Genomic DNA, 20812 nt, shown 5'->3' with positions numbered 1-20812 from the left:
CGCGCTGCCCACGGCGGTGCATCTCCTCTCTCCTCTGATAGAGTAAGCAACGAAGGTTGCTGCAAAGTCTGCCAAGATTCGACTATCCTAACCAGATATTCCAGGCAGAGGCCCCATTCATGAAAAAACTCATTATCGGTATTTCCGGCGCCAGCGGCGCAATCTACGGCGTACGTCTGTTGCAGGTATTACGTGGCGTTGAAGGTGTGGAAACCCATCTGGTAATGAGCCATGCCGCGCGACAGACATTGGCACTGGAAACCTCACTGAACCTGCGCGATGTCCAGGCATTGGCCGATGTGGTGCATGACGTGCGCGATATTGCTGCCACGATCTCGTCTGGTTCATTCAAAACGCTAGGAATGGTCATTTTACCTTGCTCAATCAAAACCTTATCCGGTATTGTCAATAGCTACAGCGATGGTTTGCTGACGCGTGCTGCGGATGTGGTGCTGAAAGAACGTCGGCCTTTGGTGCTGTGCGTGCGCGAAACGCCGCTGCACCTTGGGCATTTGCGCCTGATGACGCAGGCGGCGGAAATGGGCGCGGTGATCATGCCACCCGTACCGGCTTTCTACCATCGCCCAGAGAGCGTTGAAGATATTATCGATCAGACGGTTAACCGGGTGATCGATCAGTTTGACATCGAGCTGCCGCAGGATTTATTCACGCGTTGGCAGGGCGCGAATTAACAAAGTTATCCCTGATTTAATACATTTGTGCAACACAGCACTGATTTAGTGCGCACTATGCACCATAATGATCCTGCTTCACCACGCTCACTGTTTCAGGGTTAGGTTGTATGCGGGTTACCCACCTCGGCGGCCAACGCTGCCGATCACTATTTGCGGTTATCGTCCCAGGAAACAGTTTTGTACCGGCCGGAGCCGTTCCCTCCGCCAGGTAACAACAAATGTGGCACGATTACTGCAAATTGGTTTGGGTGGAAATAAAGCCTGTAGCGGCATCAAAAAATCAATTTGAGGGTAATTTATGAAAAAGCGGGTTTTGGTTCTCCCTTTAGTCTTGGCTTTAAGCGCAATCGGCAGTGCATTTGCTGCGATACCATCAACGCTGAAAGTGGGTACAGATCCAACCTATGCGCCCTTTGAGTCCAAAAATGCTCAAGGGGAACTGGTAGGGTTTGATATCGATCTGGCTAAAGAGTTATGCAAACGTATAAATACCCAATGTACCTTTGTGGAAAGCGATTTTGATGCGCTGATCCCCTCTCTGAAAGCGAAGAAAATTGACGCTATCATCTCTTCACTGTCAATTACCGAAAAACGTCAGCAGGAAATTGCGTTTACCGACAAACTGTTTGCTGCCAACTCCCGCCTGATTGCGCCGAAAGGCTCAACGCTGCTGCCAAATGTGGAATCGCTGAAAGGCAAGAGCGTCGGCGTGTTGCAGGGAACGACGCAGGAAGCCTATGCCAATGCCATGTGGCAGCCGAAAGGGGTCACGGTGGTGCCTTACCAGAACCAGGATCTGGTGTATGCCGATCTGGCATCTGGGCGTATTGATGCGGCATTCCAGGATGAAGTGGCGGGCAGTGATGGGTTCCTGAAACAGCCTCCAGGCAAGAATTACGCTTTCGCCGGCGAATCGGTGAAGGATGATAAATTCTTCGGCGTGGGTACCGGTATGGGGTTACGCAAGGATGAAACCGAGCTGAAAGCCGCGCTGGATAAAGCGTTTGCTGAGATGCGCAAAGACGGTACTTACGATAAGTTCGCGAAAAAATACTTCGATTTTGACGTTTACGGCGGTTGATTCCCGTCCCGTACCCCATTGTGGTTCCGAGCCCGGCGTTGCTGCCGGGCCCGTTTGGATCACATGCGGTGGGGCGGGATCCAATAACGACAGGATGAAGTAAATGCTGCAAGGCTATTCCCAATTGATTTTTGAGGGTGCTCTGGTCACGCTGGAGTTGGCTCTCAGTTCTGTTCTGCTGGCGGTGATGATTGGTTTGATCGGCGCTGGCGGCAAGCTTTCCCAAAATCGCATTGTCTCAACCCTATTCGGCGCCTATACCACCCTGATCCGCGGTGTGCCGGATTTGGTGCTGATGCTGCTGATCTTCTATGGCCTGCAGATTGCTCTGAACAGCGTTACCGAATTACTCGGTTTCTCGCAGATTGATATCGATCCGCTCAGCGCGGGGATTATCACCCTGGGTTTTATCTACGGCGCCTATTTCACCGAAACCTTCCGTGGTGCCTATCTGGCCGTTCCGCGCGGCCAGATTGAGGCGGCAACGGCGTTTGGCTTATCGGGCGGCCAGATTTTCCGCCGCATCTTGTTCCCCGCAATGATGCGTTTTGCCTTACCCGGTATCGGCAACAACTGGCAGGTGATCCTGAAGGCCACGGCGCTGGTGTCGATTCTTGGCCTGAACGATCTGGTAAAGGCAACGCAGTTGGCGGGTAAAGGCACCTATCAGCCTTTCTTCTACGCACTGGTGGCCGGGATGGTGTATCTGTTTTTTACTACCGTTTCCAATGGCGTATTGCTGTGGCTTGAACGGCGTTATTCACTGGGCGTCAAAAGGGCCGAGCTATGATCGATATTCTGCATCAATATTGGCAATCACTGTTGTGGAGTGATGGCTATCGGTTTACCGGGGTGGCGGTGACGCTGTGGCTGCTGATTTCATCGGTGGCGATGGGCGGGCTGCTGGCGATCCCGATGGCGGTGGCGCGGGTTTCTTCTATTCCCTGGCTGCGCCTGCCGGTGTGGTTTTACACCTATGTCTTCCGTGGTACCCCGCTGTACGTGCAGTTGCTGGTGTTTTACTCCGGTATGTACAGCCTGGAAATTGTACGGGGGACCGAGTTCCTCAATGCATTTTTCCGCAGCGGGCTGAATTGCACCATTTTGGCGTTGACGCTCAACACCTGCGCGTATACCACCGAGATCTTCGCCGGAGCCATTCGCGCAGTGCCGCACGGGGAAATTGAAGCTGCCAATGCCTATGGTTTTTCGCGCTTTAAAATGTATCGCTGCATTATCTTGCCTTCGGCGCTGCGCAGCGCATTACCCGCGTACAGCAACGAAGTTATTCTGATGCTGCATTCGACGGCGTTGGCCTTTACCGCCACGGTGCCGGATCTGCTGAAGATTGCCCGGGATATCAACGCGGCAACCTATCAACCGTTCTATGCCTTCGGCATTGCAGCGGTGTTGTATCTGATTATCTCCTATACGTTGATCAGCCTGTTCCGTAAGGCAGAGAAACGTTGGATGGCACACGTAACTCATCGATGAATGACGGGAATAACACCATGTCTGAAAATAAATTAGCCGTCACCGAACTGCACAAGCGTTATGGCGATCATGAAGTGCTGAAAGGGGTTTCCCTGGCAGCCAATGCGGGGGATGTGATCAGTATTATCGGTTCTTCCGGCTCTGGTAAAAGTACCTTCCTGCGCTGCATTAACTTCCTGGAGAAGCCGAGCGAGGGAGCGATCAGCCTGAATAATGAAGATATCCGCATGGTGCGCGACAAAGATGGCCAGTTGAAGGTGTTTGACAAGAAGCAACTGCAATTGCTGCGTACCCGCCTGACGATGGTATTCCAGCATTTTAACCTGTGGAGCCACATGACGGTGCTGGAAAACGTGATGGAAGCGCCAGTGCAGGTATTGGGCTTGAGCAAGGCAGAGGCCCGCGACCGTGCGATACGTTATCTGGATAAGGTCGGTATTGACGAGCGGGCGCGGGGCAAATACCCGGTGCACCTTTCCGGCGGGCAGCAGCAGCGGGTGTCGATTGCCCGGGCATTGGCGATGGAGCCGGAAGTGTTGTTGTTTGACGAACCGACCTCAGCGCTGGATCCTGAGCTGGTGGGCGAAGTGCTGCGCATCATGCAGAAACTGGCCGAAGAGGGCAAAACCATGGTGGTGGTGACTCATGAAATGGAGTTTGCGCGCCATGTCTCAAACCACGTGATTTTCCTGCATCAGGGGTTAATCGAAGAACAGGGGCCACCTGCCGAAGTTTTCGGTAACCCGAAAAGCCCGCGTTTGCAGCAGTTTCTCTCGGGTGCCCTTAAGTAAGGGCACCACATATCACCTAGGCCTGCTGGTTGATCACATCATCCAGCGCCTGTTCCAACTCAAAGAAACGGAAGCTGAAACCGGCTTCTTCCAGCCTTCTGGGCACGGCGCGTTGGCCACCCAGCACCAACACCGCCGCTTCGCCCATGAGCAGCCGCATAGCGCACGCGGGAACACGCAGAAACGCCGGGCGATCCAGCACCTTGGCCAGAGTTGCCGCAAACTGTTCATTATGTACCGGATAAGGTGCGACCATATTGAATGGGCCACGCAGATTGCGGTTATCCAGCAGGTAAATAATGCCGTTAACCATATCGTCGATATGGATCCAGGGCAGATACTGGCGGCCATCACCGATTGGCCCGCCGAGGCCGATGCGGAAGGGCGGCAGCATTTTCGCCAGCGCGCCACCTTTGGGCGCCAGCACTACGCCGGTGCGCAGCAGGCAGACGCGGGTCGTGCTGCTCTGCGCACGCAGCGCCAGGGCTTCCCAGCGCTGGCACAGTTGGTGGGTAAACTCATCGTGCGGAGTTTCATCTTCGGTCACCACGGCCTGCCCCTGATCGCCGTAATAACCCACGGCCGATCCTGAGATAAACACCGCAGGCGGGGTGGTGCTGGCGTTGATCAGCGCCGCCAGCCGTTCGGTTAATTCCCAGCGGCTACGGCACAGGCGATCTTTCTGGGCTTTGTTCCAACGCTTGTCAGCAATCGGCTCACCCGCCAGATTGATGACGGCATCGAAGCCGTCCAGAGAGTGTTGATCGCTGAGTGAAGGCCAATAACTCACCTGCTCGCCAAATTTGTCGTGCGCACTTTTTACGTTGCGTGACAGCACGGTAATTTCATGTGAAAGGTGCAGCAGTTGCCGAGTCAGGCTACTGCCAATCAGCCCGGTAGCGCCGGTAATCAGGATCCGCATGGTCCGCCTCCCTGAGCGGTGTGAGTATTATGCTGCGTCGCGGCGATAGATCATGGTCATAGAAACCGAATCGGCATAACGCAGGGCCAGCAGTTTATCTATCTCTACTTCAGCATAGGTTACCCACGGATGTTGTTTCACGATATCGAGCACATCCTGAGTTAATTTTTCCAGCAATGCGAAGCGGTTACCTTCAATGTGGTGAATGATGGCTTTGGTAATGGTGCGATAGTTCAGGGCATCTTCGATGTTTTCACTGTTACGTGCTTTATCCGCCGGGTAATGGATCGTCACGTTGATCAGGATATCCTGACGATTATTGATTTCTTCTTCCTTGATACCGATGAAGGTACGTAACCGCAGGTTTTTAATGCGGATAATGGCATCGGGTTGGCAGGATGGCATCAGAGATTCTCCAGAGGTCTGAATGTTTGTGAACAGAATACACGGAAAGTGAGGAAATGATAACGCAGCCAAGCGGTTAAAGAGAGCCACAGGGGCGGTGGCTCACAGTCAATGGCTTACGCCTGCTCGGCCAGCTTGTAGGCACGCTGGGTTGCCGGGCGGTTGCTGATGCGTTCAAACCAATTGCGTACCGCCGGATAATCAGCCAGATCGATACGCTGCCGAGGGTGAGAAACGACCCACGGATAAGTGGCGATATCGGCAATGCTGTAATTATCCCCTCCCAGATACGGGTGCTTTTGCAACTCGGCTTCCAGTACGCCATACAGGCGCTTGGTCTCCACCTGATAACGCTCGATAGCGTAGGGCACAGGCTGTGGGGCGTAGTGGTTGAAGTGGTGATTCTGGCCGAGCATTGGGCCAAATCCGGCGACCTGCCAGAATAACCACTGCAGCGTGGTTGCGCGTTCACGCAACCCTTTGCTCAGTAGTTTGCCGGTTTTCTCCGCCAGATAGAGCAGGATTTCACCTGATTCAAACAGGCTGATGGGGGCTCCGCCATCAAGCGGTTGCTGATCGACAATGGCCGGGATTTTATTGTTGGGAGAGATCGCCAGAAACGCCGGTTTGAACTGATCGCCAGCACTGATATTTACGCGATGGATACGGTAGGGTAAGCCCACTTCCTCCAGGAACAGCGTAATTTTGTGACCATTGGGAGTAGGCGCGTAATACAGGTCAATCATAATTTCTCCTACGGTAAGGTGATCTGTAAATCATTACACATACGTTACTGTAATCTGTACCACAGACAAAGGTATATCAGATTTCAACAAATAAGGGCGATCAACGTAGCGGTTACGCAGAACAGACGATGGCGATAACGGCAAGGCGGATGAGGCGGGCTGTAAGATTGTCGCAATCCCCGGTGCTTGCGCGCCGGGGATCTAAGGGAAAGGCTTAGCTCAGGAAGTCTGCGCGTTGCGGAGTAAAGGTATCCAGCAGGGTTCCGGCCTCCAGGCAGACGCAGCCGTGAACGACGTTAGGCTTTTTGTACAGGGTATCTCCTGCACTCACCTCTTTAGTGACACCATCAATGGTGAAACTGAAGCGGCCTGAAAGCACATAGGTAAGCTGCTCGTGCGGATGGCTGTGCAGCGTGCCGACGGCGTCTTTGCTGAAGTTGACTTCCACTGCCATCATGGTTCCGCCGTGAGCGAGAATACGCCGCGTGATGCCGTTACCCAAATCCTCAAGCGCACATTCTTGTTTGTAGATGAACATGACTTTTCCTCAGTAATAAACCGTAATTAAGCAAACAGATTTTCAGGCAATCTTGCCAGATAGAGCGCAGGTTCACCTTCAAAATCGGAAGTGAACAGCACTTGGCGATTGTCTGGGGTGAAAGACGGGTGAGGGTGCGTTACCTGACGATCGCCCTTCAGTACGCGCCATGAGCTGTTGTGTGCGGCCAAACGGGCCTGGCGCTTGCCTTTGGCATCGAACACATAGAGCCAAGGATCGTTCTCGATGGTATAGCCCGCCGAATCCTTGATATCGACCGGGGATGCAGAACCATCGCCCACCAGCAGGCTGCCGTCGTGGTTGCTCATCAGATGAGAGCAGGCAGGCATGCTCATCACCACTTCATTGACACCGCTTTCGGGATCGAAACGGCAGATGTTGCGATCCTGCTGGCCTTTCATATATGAAACGTACATCAGCGCAGAGCCGTCTGGTACCCAGAATTCATGAGTGCAGCTCTCACCTTCGGCGTGGGTTTTCACCTTACGCATATTGCTGCCGTCTTCATTAATCATCCACATACGGGCATCGACCAGATCGTGTGGCCCTTCGTGGCAGAAAGCCACGCAGTTATCGTGGTAAGGGCGATAAATCGGGTGGCCCAGCCAGATATTGTCCTGATAGATCACCCGTGAGTCGCCGCTGTTGAGATCGACACGCAGCAGGCGGCAGCGAGGGTTTTTGGTGAAGAAGGCGTGGAAAATTTTCCAATCGGTCAGCGGTTGCCAGTCGTTACGATCGATTTCGATGCCCACCAGGCTGGTACATTCGCTGTTGGCGACCCAGGTACCGTAACCTACCCACTCTTCCGGCACCTGATAAACGGTTTGTTCATGGCAGTTGCTGAGTTCAACCCGGCGCAGTTCGCGCTCATTTTTCACGTAGTAGAGGAAGCGATCGTCTGGCGATAAGAAACCGCCGAACGTATTGTCGCCAGCGCCTTCGGTTAACTGAACCGCCTGCTGCTTTTCCAGATCCAGCAGATAGTAGTTACGGTGGCCATCAAATTCCCCAGCGAACAACAGTTTGCGCCCGTCATTGGTGAAGCATTTCTGATAGAAATAGTTCCGGTGGCACAGTACGTCTGGCGGCGTTAAGCGGGTGATTTGCGCGCCGGTACTCGCATCGGTTGAACGATGGAAATTGAATTCGAGGATTGAACCTTTAGCCACGATGGCCTCCCTTAAATTGATTGATGAACCGCCGAGACTGAACAGTTCCTTAATTACTAAAACGTTGTTTCATTAAATTAGAAAAATGATATCAAAGTGGTGCGGCAGGCCAACCTATACGGGTGATTTATGCGACCGATATCGCATAAATTGCTTCGCTCATCCGGTTTTACTCAAGATGCCCGTTTGCATCATGGTTAGTGGGGGCATAACTGGTGCATGCTGTGTCGCCCTTTGCTGCAAGCGAGGTTAGGGCCAGGAAAACCAGTATTATCCCAGGAAAGGAGACGTAGCCGGATGCTGCTCACGCTTAAAAACACCGCAATTGATTATCCTTACTTTTTTCTGTGATTTTCTTCACATCAATATAGCGCCCTGGCAAGTATAAAACATCATTCCTAAAAAAATGAAATAATAGTTCATTTTAATAACGAAATGAGAGCGGTAGATGAGAACAAAGAGTATTCAGCCCTTGGGAGAAGGGCGGGTGGTCACGCTGGGGCACCAGTTGGCCTATGGTGGCGGCAACCTGTTGGGCAGCGGAGCCCTGGCAATCAGCGGAGCTTGGTTACTGTATTTTTACACCACGTTTTGTGGGCTGACGCTGTTGGAAGCCTCATTTATCTTTTCTGTCGCCAGCGTGATTGATGCCATCAGTAATCCGGTGATGGGGTACCTGACCGATAACTTTGGTAATACCTGGCTGGGTAAACGTTTTGGTCGGCGGCGTTTCTTTGTCTTGATTGGTGCGCCACTGATGATTTTTTACCCTTTGCTGTGGGTAGAAGGCTTCGGCTTCTGGTACTACCTTGCCACCTATGTGATTTTCGAACTGATTTACACCTCGGTGATGGTGCCTTATGAAACATTGGCGACCGAAATGACCGAGGATTTCGCGGTGCGCTCCAAGCTTACCGGCTATAAAGCGATTTTTGGCAAGATGGCCAATTTCCTGGCTGCCTTTATTCCTGGTCAGTTCATCCTCATTTACGGTAAAGAATCGGCGCAACCCTTCCTGTATACCGGTATCACCTATGGCGTGATTCTGTTTATTGCTATCGGCATGCTTTATCTGTTCTCTTGGGAGCGGAAAGATGACGGGGGGGCGCTCGTGAAGCAGAAGCAGTCGCTGCTGAATACGCTGATCTCTCTGGCCAGAGATATGCAATCGACATTCTATCTGCGGGTGTTCCGCAAGCATTTGGGCATGTATCTGTTTGGCTTTGGTGCCGAGTGGCTGTTTGCCTCTGTCTTTACCTATTTCGTGATCTTTGTGCTGCAGTACGATCCGGCGATTCTTGCCGGGCTAAACAGCCTGAATGCCATGCTGCAGTTGTTCTCAACGGCGCTGTTTATCGGCCTCTGTGTGAAAAAAGGCTTCAGCAAGCCATACAGCTGGGCGTTGGGTATCGTCATTTTTGCCGTTTGCTGTTACTCCTTGCTGCGTTTCTTTAACCTGCCAGCGCATTATGCGACGGCCGCGATTATCGGGGTGACCGTGATCTTTGGCCTGGGGACTGGCGGGGTGTATTACATTCCCTGGACGGTATATACCTTCCTGGCCGATGTGGATGAAGTGTTTACCGGCCGCCGCCGCGAAGGGATCTACGCGGGTGCCATGACCTTCTCTGGCAAAATTGTCCGCTCAATCATCGTCTTCACCATGGGGGCGATCCTCAGCTATTACGGGTTCCAGTCGAAATCCCATACTCAGCCAGAAACCGCCATCACGGCCATCTCCTGGGTGTTCTTTGCCGGGGTGATCATGCTGGCGCTGGTGGCCATCGTCTTCAGTGGCCAGATGACCCTCAATCGCCAAACCCACCGCGTTGTTTTGGATGAAGTCGCACGTATCAAAGCCGGTGGAAAGCTGGGTGATATTCAACCTGAAGTTCGTGTGGTGATCGAAAAGCTGGTGGGCCTGCCTTATGAGCAATGCTGGGGTAACAGCCAGATCTGCCAGAAAATGAATATTGCCCCTGAGGTAAAAGCTATGGTACGTGCATCCGCTTCACAGGTCTGATCTGCTCCTGGTTCAGCGGCAATGTTTCCCTGCGTACGAAACCACGGGAACATACAGGCGCCGTCGCCGGGCGGATTGCCGGGAAATATTATGTTTTTCTTGGCTGAGGACAAATAGCGTTGGATCGGGCTCTTTTGAGCCCGATTGATTTACAGCAGGTAAGTTACATCCGCAATTTATGGCTGCACTGAGCAAGCAGGAGCCACAATTTCGACTATGATATCGATCGCCATCAAATAAATGAAAAATACCTTTCACAAAAATCAAAACAATGTTTCAACTTTATTGATTGCGTTCGGGATAAGCGTTAGACTTGCCACATCATGATGACAGGGAGCGGCAACAGCGCCTTCTCTGTGCGGCAGCAAGCTGCAGATACTGATGGGATTGCAACGCTATCCCCACTTTTTGATAAGGGCCGATGATGCCCTGAGTACTAAGGAAAAGAGCATGATTCTCGATAATTTTTCGTTGCAGGGTAAAGTGGCTGTCGTAACCGGTTGTGATACCGGTTTGGGTCAGGGTATGGCTCTTGGGCTGGCGCAGGCGGGTTGTGATATCGTCGGCATCAACGTGGTTGAGCCAACAGAGACCATCGCGAAAGTTACAGAGCTGGGCCGCCGTTTTCTGAGCCTGAAAGCCGACCTGAGCAACCTGGACGTGCTGCCTTCCCTGATTGAACGTGCCGTGGCAGAGTTTGGCCATATCGATATTCTGGTGAACAACGCAGGTATCATCCGCCGTCAGGACGCGCTGGAGTTCAGCGAAAAAGATTGGGATGATGTGATGAACCTGAACATTAAAACCGTCTTCTTCATGTCTCAGGCCGTGGCGCGTCAATTCATTGCTCAGGGTAAGGGCGGCAAGATCATCAACATCGCATCGATGCTGTCTTATCAGGGTGGGATCCGCGTGCCTTCCTACACTGCGTCAAAGAGCGCGGTTATGGGCGTGACCCGTCTGTTGGCCAACGAATGGGCCAGCCATGGTATCAATGTTAACGCCCTGGCTCCGGGCTATATGGCAACCAATAACACTCGCCAGTTGCGTGACGATCAGGCTCGCAGCGAAGCTATCCTTGAGCGTATTCCTGCCGGACGTTGGGGCCTGCCAGAAGATCTGATGGGGCCGGCGGTATTCCTGGCTTCACCGGCTTCAGATTATGTTAACGGCTTTACCCTGGCGGTAGACGGCGGCTGGTTGGCGCGCTAAGTCTGAACAATAACGCATTGATTTTATTTGCAGAGAGGAAATGATGAATATTGCACTGATGATGGAAAACAGCCAGGCGGGTAAAAATGCGCTGGTTCTCGAACAACTGCAGGCCGTAGCGGCTGACAATCATGATGCGGTGTTCAACGTCGGTATGAGTGATGAGAAAGATCACCATCTGACCTATATCCATCTGGGGATCATGGCCAGCATCCTGCTGAATTCAGAAGCGGTCGATTTTGTGATCACCGGCTGCGGCACCGGCCAGGGCGCAATGATGTCACTGAATGCCCACCCAGGCGTGGTTTGCGGTTACTGCATTGAGCCTGCGGACGCCTTCCTGTTCGCCCAAGTCAACAACGGTAACGCACTTGCTCTGCCGTTCGCCAAAGGTTTCGGCTGGGGTGCGGAACTGAACATCCGTTACATCTTTGAGAAAGCCTTTACCGGCCGTAGAGGTGAAGGTTATCCGGTCGATCGTAAGGAACCTCAGGTACGCAACGCCGGTATTCTGAACCAGGTTAAGCGTGCGGTGAGCAAAGATAACTATCTTGATACGCTGCGTGCTATTGACCCGGAACTGGTGAAAACCGCAGTCAGCGGCGCCCGTTTCCAGGAATGCCTGTTTGCACATGGCAAGAAAGCCGAAATCGTGGCATTCGTAAAAGATATTATCAACCGCGCTTGATTGTTCTTCAGGTGGCCGCTGGTCGGCCACCTGCTTCATCAGTGACCGTGACTGCGTTAGAATGGGTTTCATATTCCGTACCTAGGGAAGCTTATGAAGCTGATGTTCGCCTCGGACCTGCACGGTTCACTCTCCGCCACTGAAAAAATTCTTGAGCTGTTTACGCAAAATCGTGCCGATTGGCTGATCCTGTTGGGGGATTTGCTCAATCATGGGCCGCGCAATGCGCTGCCAGATGCCTATCAACCTGCGCAGGTTGCTGAGCAACTGAATCTCTATCGCGACAAGATCGTTGCCGTTCGTGGCAATTGTGATAGTGAAGTCGACCAGATGTTGCTCTCATTTCCTATCACCGCCTCCTTTCAGCAAGTGCTATTGCCAACCCGGCGACTGTTTTTAACCCATGGTCATCTTTATCATCCCGCTCTGTTGCCGCCTTTATCCCACGGTGATGTACTGGTTTATGGCCATACGCACTTACCACAGGCAGAACGACAGGGAGATATTTATTGTTTTAATCCTGGGTCCGTCAGCATCCCCAAGGGGGGCTTTCCTGCCAGTTATGGCATACTGGATCAGGATATTTTACGCGTGGTTGATTTGCACAGCGGCAAGGCTGTTGCAGAGCTGGCATTAACACACTAGTTTATATATCTACCAGGTTGCAGGTGCGGATAGGCGAATCGTCACTCTTGGTGCTAAAGCGGTGAGTCAGGTCGGGGCAGCAGTCTGCAGCGTGAGAAATGAAGGGCGTACGCACAGTAAAAAATCATAAAAAGTGCGTTGATTGACTAACCCGTGCGCGGCATTTATCGCGCCAAAATAGAAGGTTTTAGAGGATGGCGGAACAGGATCAGGCTGCAGATACCGAATGGGTGGATATCGTCAACGAGCAAAACGAAGTGATTGCTCAATCCAGTCGTCAACAGATGCGTGCTCAGCGGCTGCGTCATCGTGCGACCTATATTGTGGTGCATGATGGCATGGGGCGGATTTTGGTACAGCGTCGCACGGAAAACAAAGATTTCTACCCGGGCTGGTTGGATGCCTGTGCCGGTGGGGTAGTACAAAGCGGTGAAAATGTGCTGGACTCCGCCCGCCGCGAAGCGGAGGAGGAGTTGGGGATCGCCGGTGTCCCTTTTGCTGAGCATGGCATGTTTTATTTTGAAGAGGATCAATGTCGCATTTGGGGGGCGCTATTCAGCTGCGTGTCACACGGTCCTTTTGCCTTGCAGGAAGAGGAGGTCGCCGAGGTAAGCTGGATGATGCCGGAAGAGATCACCGCCCGCTGCGATGAGTTTACCCCGGATTCACTGAAGGCACTGTCGTTGTGGTTGACGCGCAATAACGAGCAGGATTACGGCAAACCCTTGCCGCGTGAGAGCACCGTAGAATCCGGCGAAGAGCATCTCTGATTCACGCCATAGGGCTGTGTTGCTGCGCGGTGGTGTAGAGCACAGCCTGACTTTTTCCATCGAACCCTTTCTTAACCTTGCCCGATCCCCTCATCAGACTGTGTGCTGCCATTTTGTTCATAACACAATTGGCTAACCTATTTTCCACAAATCAAGATCGTTACTACCACAATTGACAATCATTTATTTTATCTTAATTATCAATTGGTTATGCTTTTTCTGTCATGGTGTTTTTAATTGAGTGGCTAGTTGGTCAAAAAAAATAAAACAACGTTCCTACTTTGGTCACACTTTTGCCATCCGCCCAATGACGCTGAGAAAAATTTAGATATAATAATTTGAAATAGTGTTTCAGTTTGTTGGCTGGCGTGTGGAGACCTCAAATGGATTTAATCTGCTGCACTAAAGTGTTCGACAACGTCATGATGGATCGGCCATCAGCGTTTTGCCGGCAGCCTAGTCAGGCCAAAGGGAGTGGGTACACTCAAGGCTCATCTGTGCGGAATGGATTCGTTCTGCTTTGCCATTTTATCCATCGGTGGTGTCAACATCATGCCCAGGGAATGCATGATGCAAATTTTTCAGTATTTTATATAAAAAAATTATTATCTATTTTTTTAGGGTATGCATTGCGGCTGCCTGTCATTGTCTTTACTGACAAGCAGTTACAAACAAAGAGTGATATTTTTTCACTGCTTCAGCGCGGCATGCGGGGATCAGAGTGGAGGTTAAAACACAGTACCTTGAGTTGTATCTGATGACTGTCGGGTCTCTTTATAACATTAATTAAACTTTCTTTATTTAATTTTTCAATCTCTATGGGTAATAACCATGAATGAAAACAGAATGCTGGGATTAGCCTATATATCGCCTTACATCATAGGGCTGATAATATTTACGGCGTTTCCCTTCGTGTCATCATTCTTGTTAAGTTTTACAGAATATGACCTGATGAACCCGCCAGTGTTTAACGGAGTTGAAAACTACCGTTATATGCTTATGGAAGACCACCTCTTTTGGAAATCCATGGGCGTCACCTTTGCCTATGTGTTTCTGACCATTCCCTTAAAGTTGGCATTTGCACTGGGAATTGCTTTCGTTCTTAATTTTAAACTGCGCGGTATTGGATTTTTCCGCACCGCTTATTACATTCCTTCAATTCTTGGCAGTAGCGTTGCGATCGCCGTATTGTGGCGCGCGCTGTTCGCCATTGATGGCCTGTTAAACAGCTTTATCGGCGTATTTGGCGCGGACCCTATCAACTGGTTGGGTGAACCTTCATTGGCGCTGATGTCGGTGACGCTGTTGCGCGTGTGGCAATTTGGCTCTGCCATGGTGATTTTCCTGGCCGCATTGCAGAACGTGCCGCAGTCACAGTATGAAGCCGCGATGATCGATGGCGCGTCGAAATGGCAGATGTTTATGAAAGTCACCGTGCCGCTGATCACGCCGGTTATTTTCTTCAACTTTATCATGCAGACAACGCAGGCGTTCCAGGAGTTTACCGCACCTTATGTCATCACGGGTGGCGGCCCAACTCACTATACATACCTGTTCTCACTTTATATTTACGATACTGCCTTTAAATATTTTGATATGGGTTACGGTGCTGCGCTGGCTTGGATATTGTTCCTGGTTGTGGCCTTGTTTGCCTCAGTTGCCTTTAAATCATCGAAGTATTGGGTCTTCTACTCAGCAGATAAGGGAGGCAAAAATGGCTGATATGCATCAAGACAACGTCATCATAAGCGATGCTCAGAAGGTTGCTGAGCAAGAAGTACAGCGGACGTTACGCAAAGAGAAAATCAGTGCGATGATCCGTTATGTCATCCTGCTGTTTGTGGGGTTACTGATGCTTTATCCACTGGTGTGGATGTTCTCTGCGTCGTTCAAGCCTAATCATGAAATATTTACGACATTGGGACTATGGCCTGATAATCCAACCTCAGACGGTTTTGTTAATGGTTGGAAAACCGGCACGGAATATAACTTTGGCCACTACATGCTTAATACCTTTAAGTTTGTGATTCCTAAAGTCATATTAACCATTATCTCTTCAACCATTGTCGCCTATGGGTTTGCCCGTTTTGAGATCCCTTGGAAAAAATTCTGGTTTGCAACGCTGATTACCACCATGTTGCTGCCGAGCACGGTATTACTGATCCCTCAGTACATCATGTTCCGTGAAATGGGGATGCTGGACAGCTATTTGCCACTGTATCTGCCGTTGGCATTTGCGACTCAGGGGTTCTTCGTTTTCATGCTGATCCAGTTCTTGCGCGGTGTACCGCGTGATATGGAAGAGGCCGCCCAGATTGATGGTTGTAATTCTTTCCAGGTGCTGTGGTATGTGGTGGTGCCGATTCTGAAACCGGCAATTATTTCAGTTGCCCTGTTCCAGTTCATGTGGTCGATGAACGACTTTATTGGGCCACTGATTTATGTTTACAGCGTGGATAAATACCCTATTGCCCTGGCGCTGAAAATGTCCATCGACGTCACTGAAGGTGCTCCGTGGAATGAAATTCTGGCAATGGCAAGTATCTCTATTCTGCCGTCTATCATCGTGTTCTTCCTGGCCCAACGCTATTTCGTGCAGGGTGTTACCAGCAGCGGTATTAAAGGTTAATTGAGGATTTATCATGGCTGAAGTCGTATTTAATAATTTACAGAAAGTGTACACCAACGGTTTTAAAGCCGTTCATGGTATCAATTTAACCATTGCTGACGGTGAATTCATGGTAATCGTCGGGCCGTCCGGCTGCGCCAAGTCCACCACGCTGCGTATGTTGGCAGGGTTGGAAACCATCAGCGGTGGTGAAGTACGTATCGGCGATCGCGTGGTGAACAACCTGGCACCTAAATCCCGCGGTATTGCCATGGTGTTCCAGAACTATGCGCTCTATCCGCACATGACGGTGAAAGAGAACCTGGCTTTTGGCCTGAAGCTGAGCAAGCTGCCTAAGGAGCAGATCGAGGAGCAGGTAATGGAAGCTGCCAAGATTCTGGAGCTGGGAGAGTTAATGGATCGCTTACCGCGCCAGCTCTCCGGTGGGCAGGCACAGCGTGTGGCCGTGGGCCGGGCCATCGTCAAGAAACCGGATGTTTTCCTGTTCGATGAGCCGTTGTCCAACCTGGATGCCAAGTTACGTGCGTCGATGCGTATCCGTATTTCCGATCTGCACAAGCAGCTGAAAAAAAGCGGTAAACCGGCGACAACGGTTTATGTTACCCACGACCAGACAGAAGCGATGACCATGGGCGACCGTATCTGTGTCATGAAACTTGGTCATATCATGCAGGTAGATACCCCGGATAACCTTTATCACTTCCCGAAAAACATGTTCGTGGCAGGGTTTATCGGGGCGCCAGAGATGAATATCAAACCTAGCAAACTGGTAGAACAAGACGGCAAAGTTGGTTTGACCGTGGGCAATTACACCCTGACGCTGAATCAGCACCAGCAGGAGAAAGTGGCGGGGCATGTCGGTGAAGACGTATTCTTTGGCGTTCGTCCTGAATTTATCACTATTTCAGAGTCGCCTTTCGAAGAAAATCACTCTCAGGGTGAGTTAGTGCGCGTTGAAAACATGGGCCACGAGTTCTTTGTCTACCTCAAGGTGAATGATTTTGAGTTGACCTGTCGCATTCCATCTGATGATGTCAAACCTATCCTTAAAAATGGGCTACATCGTCCTGTTTACTTTAAATTTGACATGAATAAATGCCATATATTTGATGCGAAAACAGAAAAAAATATCTCTCTTTAACAGGAGTTGTAGACAATGAAAAAAAGATTATTACAAGTTTTGATTGCTTCATCTATTGCTGTGTTTGCGCACCAGTCGTTTGCTGCTGAACAGGTTGATTTGCGTATGTCTTGGTGGGGCGGCAATAGCCGCCATCAGATGACGCTGAAAGCGATTGAAGAATTCCAGAAGCAACACCCGGATATTAAGGTTAAGTCAGAATATACCGGTTGGGATGGCCACCTCTCTCGTTTGACCACGCAGATTGCAGGTGGGACCGAGCCGGATGTTATGCAGACTAACTGGAACTGGCTGCCTATCTTTTCAAAAGACGGCACAGGTTTCTATGATTTAAATAAGGTCAGTGAGTATCTGGATCTGACCCAGTTTGATCCGAAGGAACTGAAGACCACCACGGTTAATGACAAGCTGAATGGGATTCCGATCTCCGTCACCGCGCGTGTCTTCTACCTGAATGATGTGACCTGGAAAAATGCTGGCGTAGAGTATCCCAAAACGTGGGATGAACTCATGGCTGCGGGTAAGAAATTCCAAGAAGTGTTGGGTGAAAAATATTATCCCGTGGTGCTTGAGCATCAGGATTCCTTCGCCCTGTTACGTTCATATATGATACAGAAGCATAATGTTGATATCGTAAATGAAGATAAGAAGAAGTTTAATTACACGCCAGAGCAGTGGGTTGAATTCTTCCAGATGTATAAAGATATGGTAGATAACCATGTTATGCCTTCATCCAAATATTTTGCTTCTTTTGGTAAGAGCAATATGTATGAAATGAAGCCTTGGATTGCTGGTGAATTCGCAGGAACTTACATGTGGAACTCCACCATTAAGAAATATTCCGACAACCTGAAGCCACCGGCAAAACTTGAGTTGGGCCATTATCCGATGCTGGAAGGGGCTAAAGATGCCGGGTTATTCTTTAAACCTGCTCAAATGTTCTCAATTGGTAAAAGCAGTAAGCATCCGCGTGAGGCTGCGATGCTGATTAACTTCCTGTTGAACAGCAAAGAGGGCGTTGAAGCGCTGGGTCTGGAGCGTGGTGTACCACTGAGTAAAACGGCTGTCACTCAATTACGTGAAAGTGGTGTGATTAAAGATACCGATCCCGCCGTTGCGGGTTTGAATCTGGCGCTGTCTTTACCGCATGCCATCAATGCTTCACCTTATTTCGACGATCCGCAGATTGTGGTGTTGTTCCAAGATGCGATTCAATCGATCGATTACGGTAAGAAAACGGTTAAAGAAACGGCCGCTGATTTCCAATCTCAGGGTGACCGTATCCTGAAGCGTGCGATGAGATAAATATTATCGGTGTCACTCCGCCATGTTATATGGCGGAGTTTAATTCAGTAGAATAATAATGATGTAACATAATAAAAACCAAATTATACACTATGGGGGAAATATCATTTCTTCTATCTTGAATAGTAAAAATCACTCATTATTACTTGCTGATTATCAGTGGGGGAGAATGTGACTTAATCAAGATAGGGTTCTAATAAGTGTTTATATGATTTACTCACTGGATTTTTCAATATCTCTGGCATTCCCTTTGTTTTAGGGCGTAATTTCTTGAATAATTAAATTATAACGGATGGGAAAAATGAAATTAAAATTATTAACTTTGGTGATGACGTCAGTAATCAGCCTCAGCGCCGCTGCAGTAACCATTGATTATCGCCATGAGCTTATGGATACCGCTAAAGGTGATCATAAAGATCGTTTGCTGATGTCACATCGCTTTGCGAATGGTTTTGGTTTATCTTTAGAAGCCAAGTGGCGCCAAGATCCTTCAGATACGACACCCAATAAACTTTATCATGAGCAGGTGAGTAACGGTACTGAAGTGGTCGCCAGCTATCAGCAAAGCCTGACAGATGAGTTTTCTTTGCAGCCAGGTTTCTCGCTGGAATCTAGCAGTAATAATAACGGTTACCGGCCTTTCTTGCGCGCACAATATAACCTGAGCAAAGATCTCTATGTTGCCGCCAGATACCGTTATGAGTACAAGCGTACTACCTCAAAAGGTTCTGATGCGGATGAGAAAACTAACCGTGGTGATTTCTGGTTAGGTTATACCTTCTTGAAAGACTGGCAGGCGGAATATAATTACGTTTACAAAAACAGTAACCAAATTATCTTCGATGATGGTAAAACAGATTACGAGCATAACGTTAAATTGGCTTATAAGTGGGATAAAAACTGGAAGCCTTATGTTGAAGTCGGTAACGTAAAACAGGATAGCAAGAGCGATCATCGCCAGACCCGTTACCGTGTTGGTATCTCTTACAGCTTCTAATTGTACACGCAGGGCCGTTATTACCGCCTGATGTTGTGAAATACATCAGGCGGTTCCACGATGCTCTTGTATTAAGGCCGCATCGGGATAAAACGCTTCAACGACCTCATATTGCCTGCCGCAATGCGGAGCTAATGCTCAGCAACTATCGCGGCGGCACAGTGCTGAAGGAATAGTGCCTTCGGGCTGCCATTCCTCATCATTCAGGCGCGCCAGCAGGGCTTTACCGGCCTGAATGCCAATCTCTTTGTGCGGCACCGTCATGGTGGTGAGCGGCGGTTGGCAGACTTGGCTGACGTCGCTATTACCAAAACCGACTATTGCCAACTGATCCGGCACTTTGATTCTGCGCCGCTGGCATTCATACAGCGCGCCGCAGGCTAGTTCGTCTGACGCACAGACCAAAGCATCCAGTTCAGGCCAGGCCAGCAGGAATTCTGGCAATTGCTGTGTTCCGGTACTAAAACTGGCTGGCTGCGCGGCATTGATTACTCGATGCGGTGACATGTGATTGCGCAGCAATGCCTTGTGCCAGCCCTGCAGATGTTGTTGGAAAATCCACTGTTCCTGATTGGCACAAAGCAGACCAATGTTCTGGTAACCGCTGGCAATGACCGTTTGTGTCAACTGATACATTGCCGCGACATAGTCAATGCCGATATTCATATCGATCGGGTCAGTACGTATGGCACCAATTTCAACCACAGGAATGTGGGCAGCCATCAATGCCTGACGCGTATTGGGCGAATGCTCAACGCTGAGCAACACGGCCGCGGCCAGGTTGTAGGAGAGTAAGGTTTCCAGCAGCTTTTCTTCACGTTCCAGATGGTGCTGTGATTCGGCCAGCATGATCTGGTAACCCGCCGGTTGCAGTACGCGCTGTAACCCGGCAAACATGTCGGCACATCCCGACTCTGAAAAGCTGGGGACCACCATGGCGATGGTGTAAGAGGACGCCGAAGCCAGCGAACTGGCGGCCAGATTGGGCAAGTAGCCGAGTTCACTGACTGCGGCTTCGATTTTTTCTCTTAGCTTGTCTGAAACCTGCTCTGGCGTGCGTAGCGCTCGTGATACGGTCATGCTACCCACGCCGGCTAATTGGGCAACGTCGGCCAGCGTAACCCGGCCTGTACTGCGTCGTTTTTTACCGATCGACATTCGTAATCCTGACTGAAATGCGCCGATGCGCATAAATGAGCTAATAATCCGAACCTACCATCCCTATACCCAAAATAATTCGAGTTGCTTGCGCTGGCCCGCAGGGCGGCCTCTGTCATGAGGCTCATAATCCCTAGGAACATAGCTGACTATGTGACTAGGGTGAACAAGAGCAGCCAACACCCAAGCAACGTGAAGTATGAAGGGTATAGAAGGTTCGGCAATCCCGCGATGGCTTACATTCTAACCCGTTCCCTGCTGGAGCGATCAAAAAACTGCGCGCGGCTATTATCAGGCCCGGTATATTTGATAGCGCTATCACAGTTCTGCATGATAGATTTTTGGTAGCGCTATCTTTGCGACTTTTATCACAGTTGAT

At 50.3% G+C, this 20812-nt stretch carries 22 protein-coding genes; 16 read left to right on the top strand and 6 right to left on the bottom strand.

Annotated features, from left to right (window positions below; genetic code table 11):
• Positions 1 to 119: 119 nt before the first annotated feature.
• The 5 genes from WG891_RS05290 (at position 120) to hisP (ending at position 4061) form a co-directional block, all read left to right on the top strand.
• The gene (locus WG891_RS05290) at positions 120 to 692 is read left to right on the top strand and encodes a UbiX family flavin prenyltransferase (protein WP_337261796.1); all 573 of its coding nucleotides are present in this window, start codon (positions 120 to 122) and stop codon (positions 690 to 692) included.
• A 301-nt stretch (positions 693 to 993) separates the two neighbouring features.
• On the top strand, positions 994 to 1776 hold the full coding sequence (hisJ, locus tag WG891_RS05285; protein WP_337261795.1) for a histidine ABC transporter substrate-binding protein HisJ: 783 nt from the start codon (positions 994 to 996) through the stop codon (positions 1774 to 1776).
• A gap of 103 nt (positions 1777 to 1879) precedes the next feature.
• A complete protein-coding gene (locus tag WG891_RS05280; RefSeq protein WP_076941624.1) occupies positions 1880 to 2566 on the top strand; it encodes a histidine ABC transporter permease HisQ in 687 nt (228 codons plus the stop codon).
• The gene (locus WG891_RS05275) at positions 2563 to 3270 is read left to right on the top strand and encodes an ABC transporter permease (RefSeq protein ID WP_337261794.1); all 708 of its coding nucleotides are present in this window, start codon (positions 2563 to 2565) and stop codon (positions 3268 to 3270) included. Before WG891_RS05280 ends, WG891_RS05275 begins: the two co-directional genes overlap by 4 nt.
• Before the next feature lie 17 nt (positions 3271 to 3287).
• Positions 3288 to 4061: a histidine ABC transporter ATP-binding protein HisP gene (gene hisP, locus WG891_RS05270; RefSeq protein WP_337261793.1), complete on the top strand. Its 774-nt coding sequence runs from the start codon at positions 3288 to 3290 to the stop codon at positions 4059 to 4061.
• A gap of 16 nt (positions 4062 to 4077) precedes the next feature.
• Here the strand turns inward: hisP and WG891_RS05265 are convergent, their stop codons facing one another.
• The 5 genes from WG891_RS05265 to WG891_RS05245 form a co-directional block, all read right to left on the bottom strand.
• The gene (locus WG891_RS05265) at positions 4078 to 4983 is read right to left on the bottom strand and encodes a TIGR01777 family oxidoreductase (protein ID WP_337261792.1); all 906 of its coding nucleotides are present in this window, start codon (positions 4981 to 4983) and stop codon (positions 4078 to 4080) included.
• A gap of 27 nt (positions 4984 to 5010) precedes the next feature.
• A complete protein-coding gene (folX, locus tag WG891_RS05260) occupies positions 5011 to 5388 on the bottom strand; it encodes a dihydroneopterin triphosphate 2'-epimerase (RefSeq protein ID WP_076941610.1) in 378 nt (125 codons plus the stop codon).
• 116 nt (positions 5389 to 5504) lie between these two features.
• Entirely contained in the window at positions 5505 to 6134 is a 630-nt protein-coding gene (yfcG, locus tag WG891_RS05255; RefSeq protein ID WP_076941609.1) for a GSH-dependent disulfide bond oxidoreductase, read from the bottom strand.
• 214 nt (positions 6135 to 6348) lie between these two features.
• The gene (locus WG891_RS05250; RefSeq protein ID WP_076941608.1) at positions 6349 to 6672 is read right to left on the bottom strand and encodes a cupin domain-containing protein; all 324 of its coding nucleotides are present in this window, start codon (positions 6670 to 6672) and stop codon (positions 6349 to 6351) included.
• Between the two features lie 26 nt (positions 6673 to 6698).
• Complete coding sequence (locus WG891_RS05245) at positions 6699 to 7865, bottom strand: oligogalacturonate lyase family protein (protein WP_156292554.1); 1167 nt, start codon at positions 7863 to 7865, stop codon at positions 6699 to 6701.
• Positions 7866 to 8313: 448 nt separating this feature from the next.
• Between WG891_RS05245 and WG891_RS05240 the strand changes: the two genes are divergently transcribed.
• The 11 genes from WG891_RS05240 (at position 8314) to WG891_RS05190 (ending at position 19275) form a co-directional block, all read left to right on the top strand.
• On the top strand, positions 8314 to 9888 hold the full coding sequence (locus WG891_RS05240; protein ID WP_337261791.1) for an MFS transporter: 1575 nt from the start codon (positions 8314 to 8316) through the stop codon (positions 9886 to 9888).
• 450 nt (positions 9889 to 10338) lie between these two features.
• The gene (gene kduD / locus WG891_RS05235) at positions 10339 to 11100 is read left to right on the top strand and encodes a 2-dehydro-3-deoxy-D-gluconate 5-dehydrogenase KduD (protein ID WP_337261790.1); all 762 of its coding nucleotides are present in this window, start codon (positions 10339 to 10341) and stop codon (positions 11098 to 11100) included.
• Between the two features lie 43 nt (positions 11101 to 11143).
• Positions 11144 to 11788, top strand: coding sequence for an RpiB/LacA/LacB family sugar-phosphate isomerase (locus WG891_RS05230; RefSeq protein ID WP_076941604.1), 645 nt, complete (start codon positions 11144 to 11146; stop codon positions 11786 to 11788).
• Positions 11789 to 11881: 93 nt separating this feature from the next.
• Positions 11882 to 12433 (top strand): phosphodiesterase, encoded by a 552-nt coding sequence (gene yfcE, locus WG891_RS05225; protein ID WP_337261789.1) that lies wholly within the window; start codon positions 11882 to 11884, stop codon positions 12431 to 12433.
• Positions 12434 to 12627: 194 nt separating this feature from the next.
• Positions 12628 to 13203 (top strand): NUDIX hydrolase YfcD, encoded by a 576-nt coding sequence (gene yfcD / locus WG891_RS05220; RefSeq protein ID WP_337261788.1) that lies wholly within the window; start codon positions 12628 to 12630, stop codon positions 13201 to 13203.
• Between the two features lie 383 nt (positions 13204 to 13586).
• Positions 13587 to 13961 (top strand): hypothetical protein, encoded by a 375-nt coding sequence (locus WG891_RS05215; protein WP_337261787.1) that lies wholly within the window; start codon positions 13587 to 13589, stop codon positions 13959 to 13961.
• 73 nt (positions 13962 to 14034) lie between these two features.
• Positions 14035 to 14925 (top strand): carbohydrate ABC transporter permease, encoded by an 891-nt coding sequence (locus tag WG891_RS05210; protein ID WP_076941601.1) that lies wholly within the window; start codon positions 14035 to 14037, stop codon positions 14923 to 14925.
• Entirely contained in the window at positions 14918 to 15832 is a 915-nt protein-coding gene (locus tag WG891_RS05205) for a carbohydrate ABC transporter permease (RefSeq protein ID WP_156292557.1), read from the top strand. The genes WG891_RS05210 and WG891_RS05205 overlap by 8 nt, the downstream gene beginning before the upstream one ends.
• A 13-nt stretch (positions 15833 to 15845) precedes the next feature.
• The gene (locus WG891_RS05200) at positions 15846 to 16973 is read left to right on the top strand and encodes an ABC transporter ATP-binding protein (protein ID WP_337261786.1); all 1128 of its coding nucleotides are present in this window, start codon (positions 15846 to 15848) and stop codon (positions 16971 to 16973) included.
• Between the two features lie 15 nt (positions 16974 to 16988).
• Positions 16989 to 18278 carry an ABC transporter substrate-binding protein gene (locus WG891_RS05195; protein ID WP_337261785.1) on the top strand — a complete coding sequence of 430 codons (1290 nt, stop codon included), beginning with the start codon at positions 16989 to 16991 and terminating at the stop codon, positions 18276 to 18278.
• Between the two features lie 301 nt (positions 18279 to 18579).
• Complete coding sequence (locus tag WG891_RS05190; RefSeq protein WP_337261784.1) at positions 18580 to 19275, top strand: oligogalacturonate-specific porin KdgM family protein; 696 nt, start codon at positions 18580 to 18582, stop codon at positions 19273 to 19275.
• Between the two features lie 138 nt (positions 19276 to 19413).
• On the opposite strand, the gene WG891_RS05185 is transcribed toward WG891_RS05190, so the two are convergent.
• Positions 19414 to 20433 carry a LacI family DNA-binding transcriptional regulator gene (locus WG891_RS05185; RefSeq protein WP_337261783.1) on the bottom strand — a complete coding sequence of 340 codons (1020 nt, stop codon included), beginning with the start codon at positions 20431 to 20433 and terminating at the stop codon, positions 19414 to 19416.
• Between the last annotated feature and the right edge of the window lie 379 nt (positions 20434 to 20812).

Origin of the sequence: Serratia sp. MMO-28 (assembly GCF_037199905.1) — a bacterium.
Lineage (GTDB): Bacteria > Pseudomonadota > Gammaproteobacteria > Enterobacterales > Enterobacteriaceae > Chania > Chania oryzae.
Note: the sequence above shows the minus strand (reverse complement) of the source record. Positions and strands in the feature narration are given on the sequence as shown.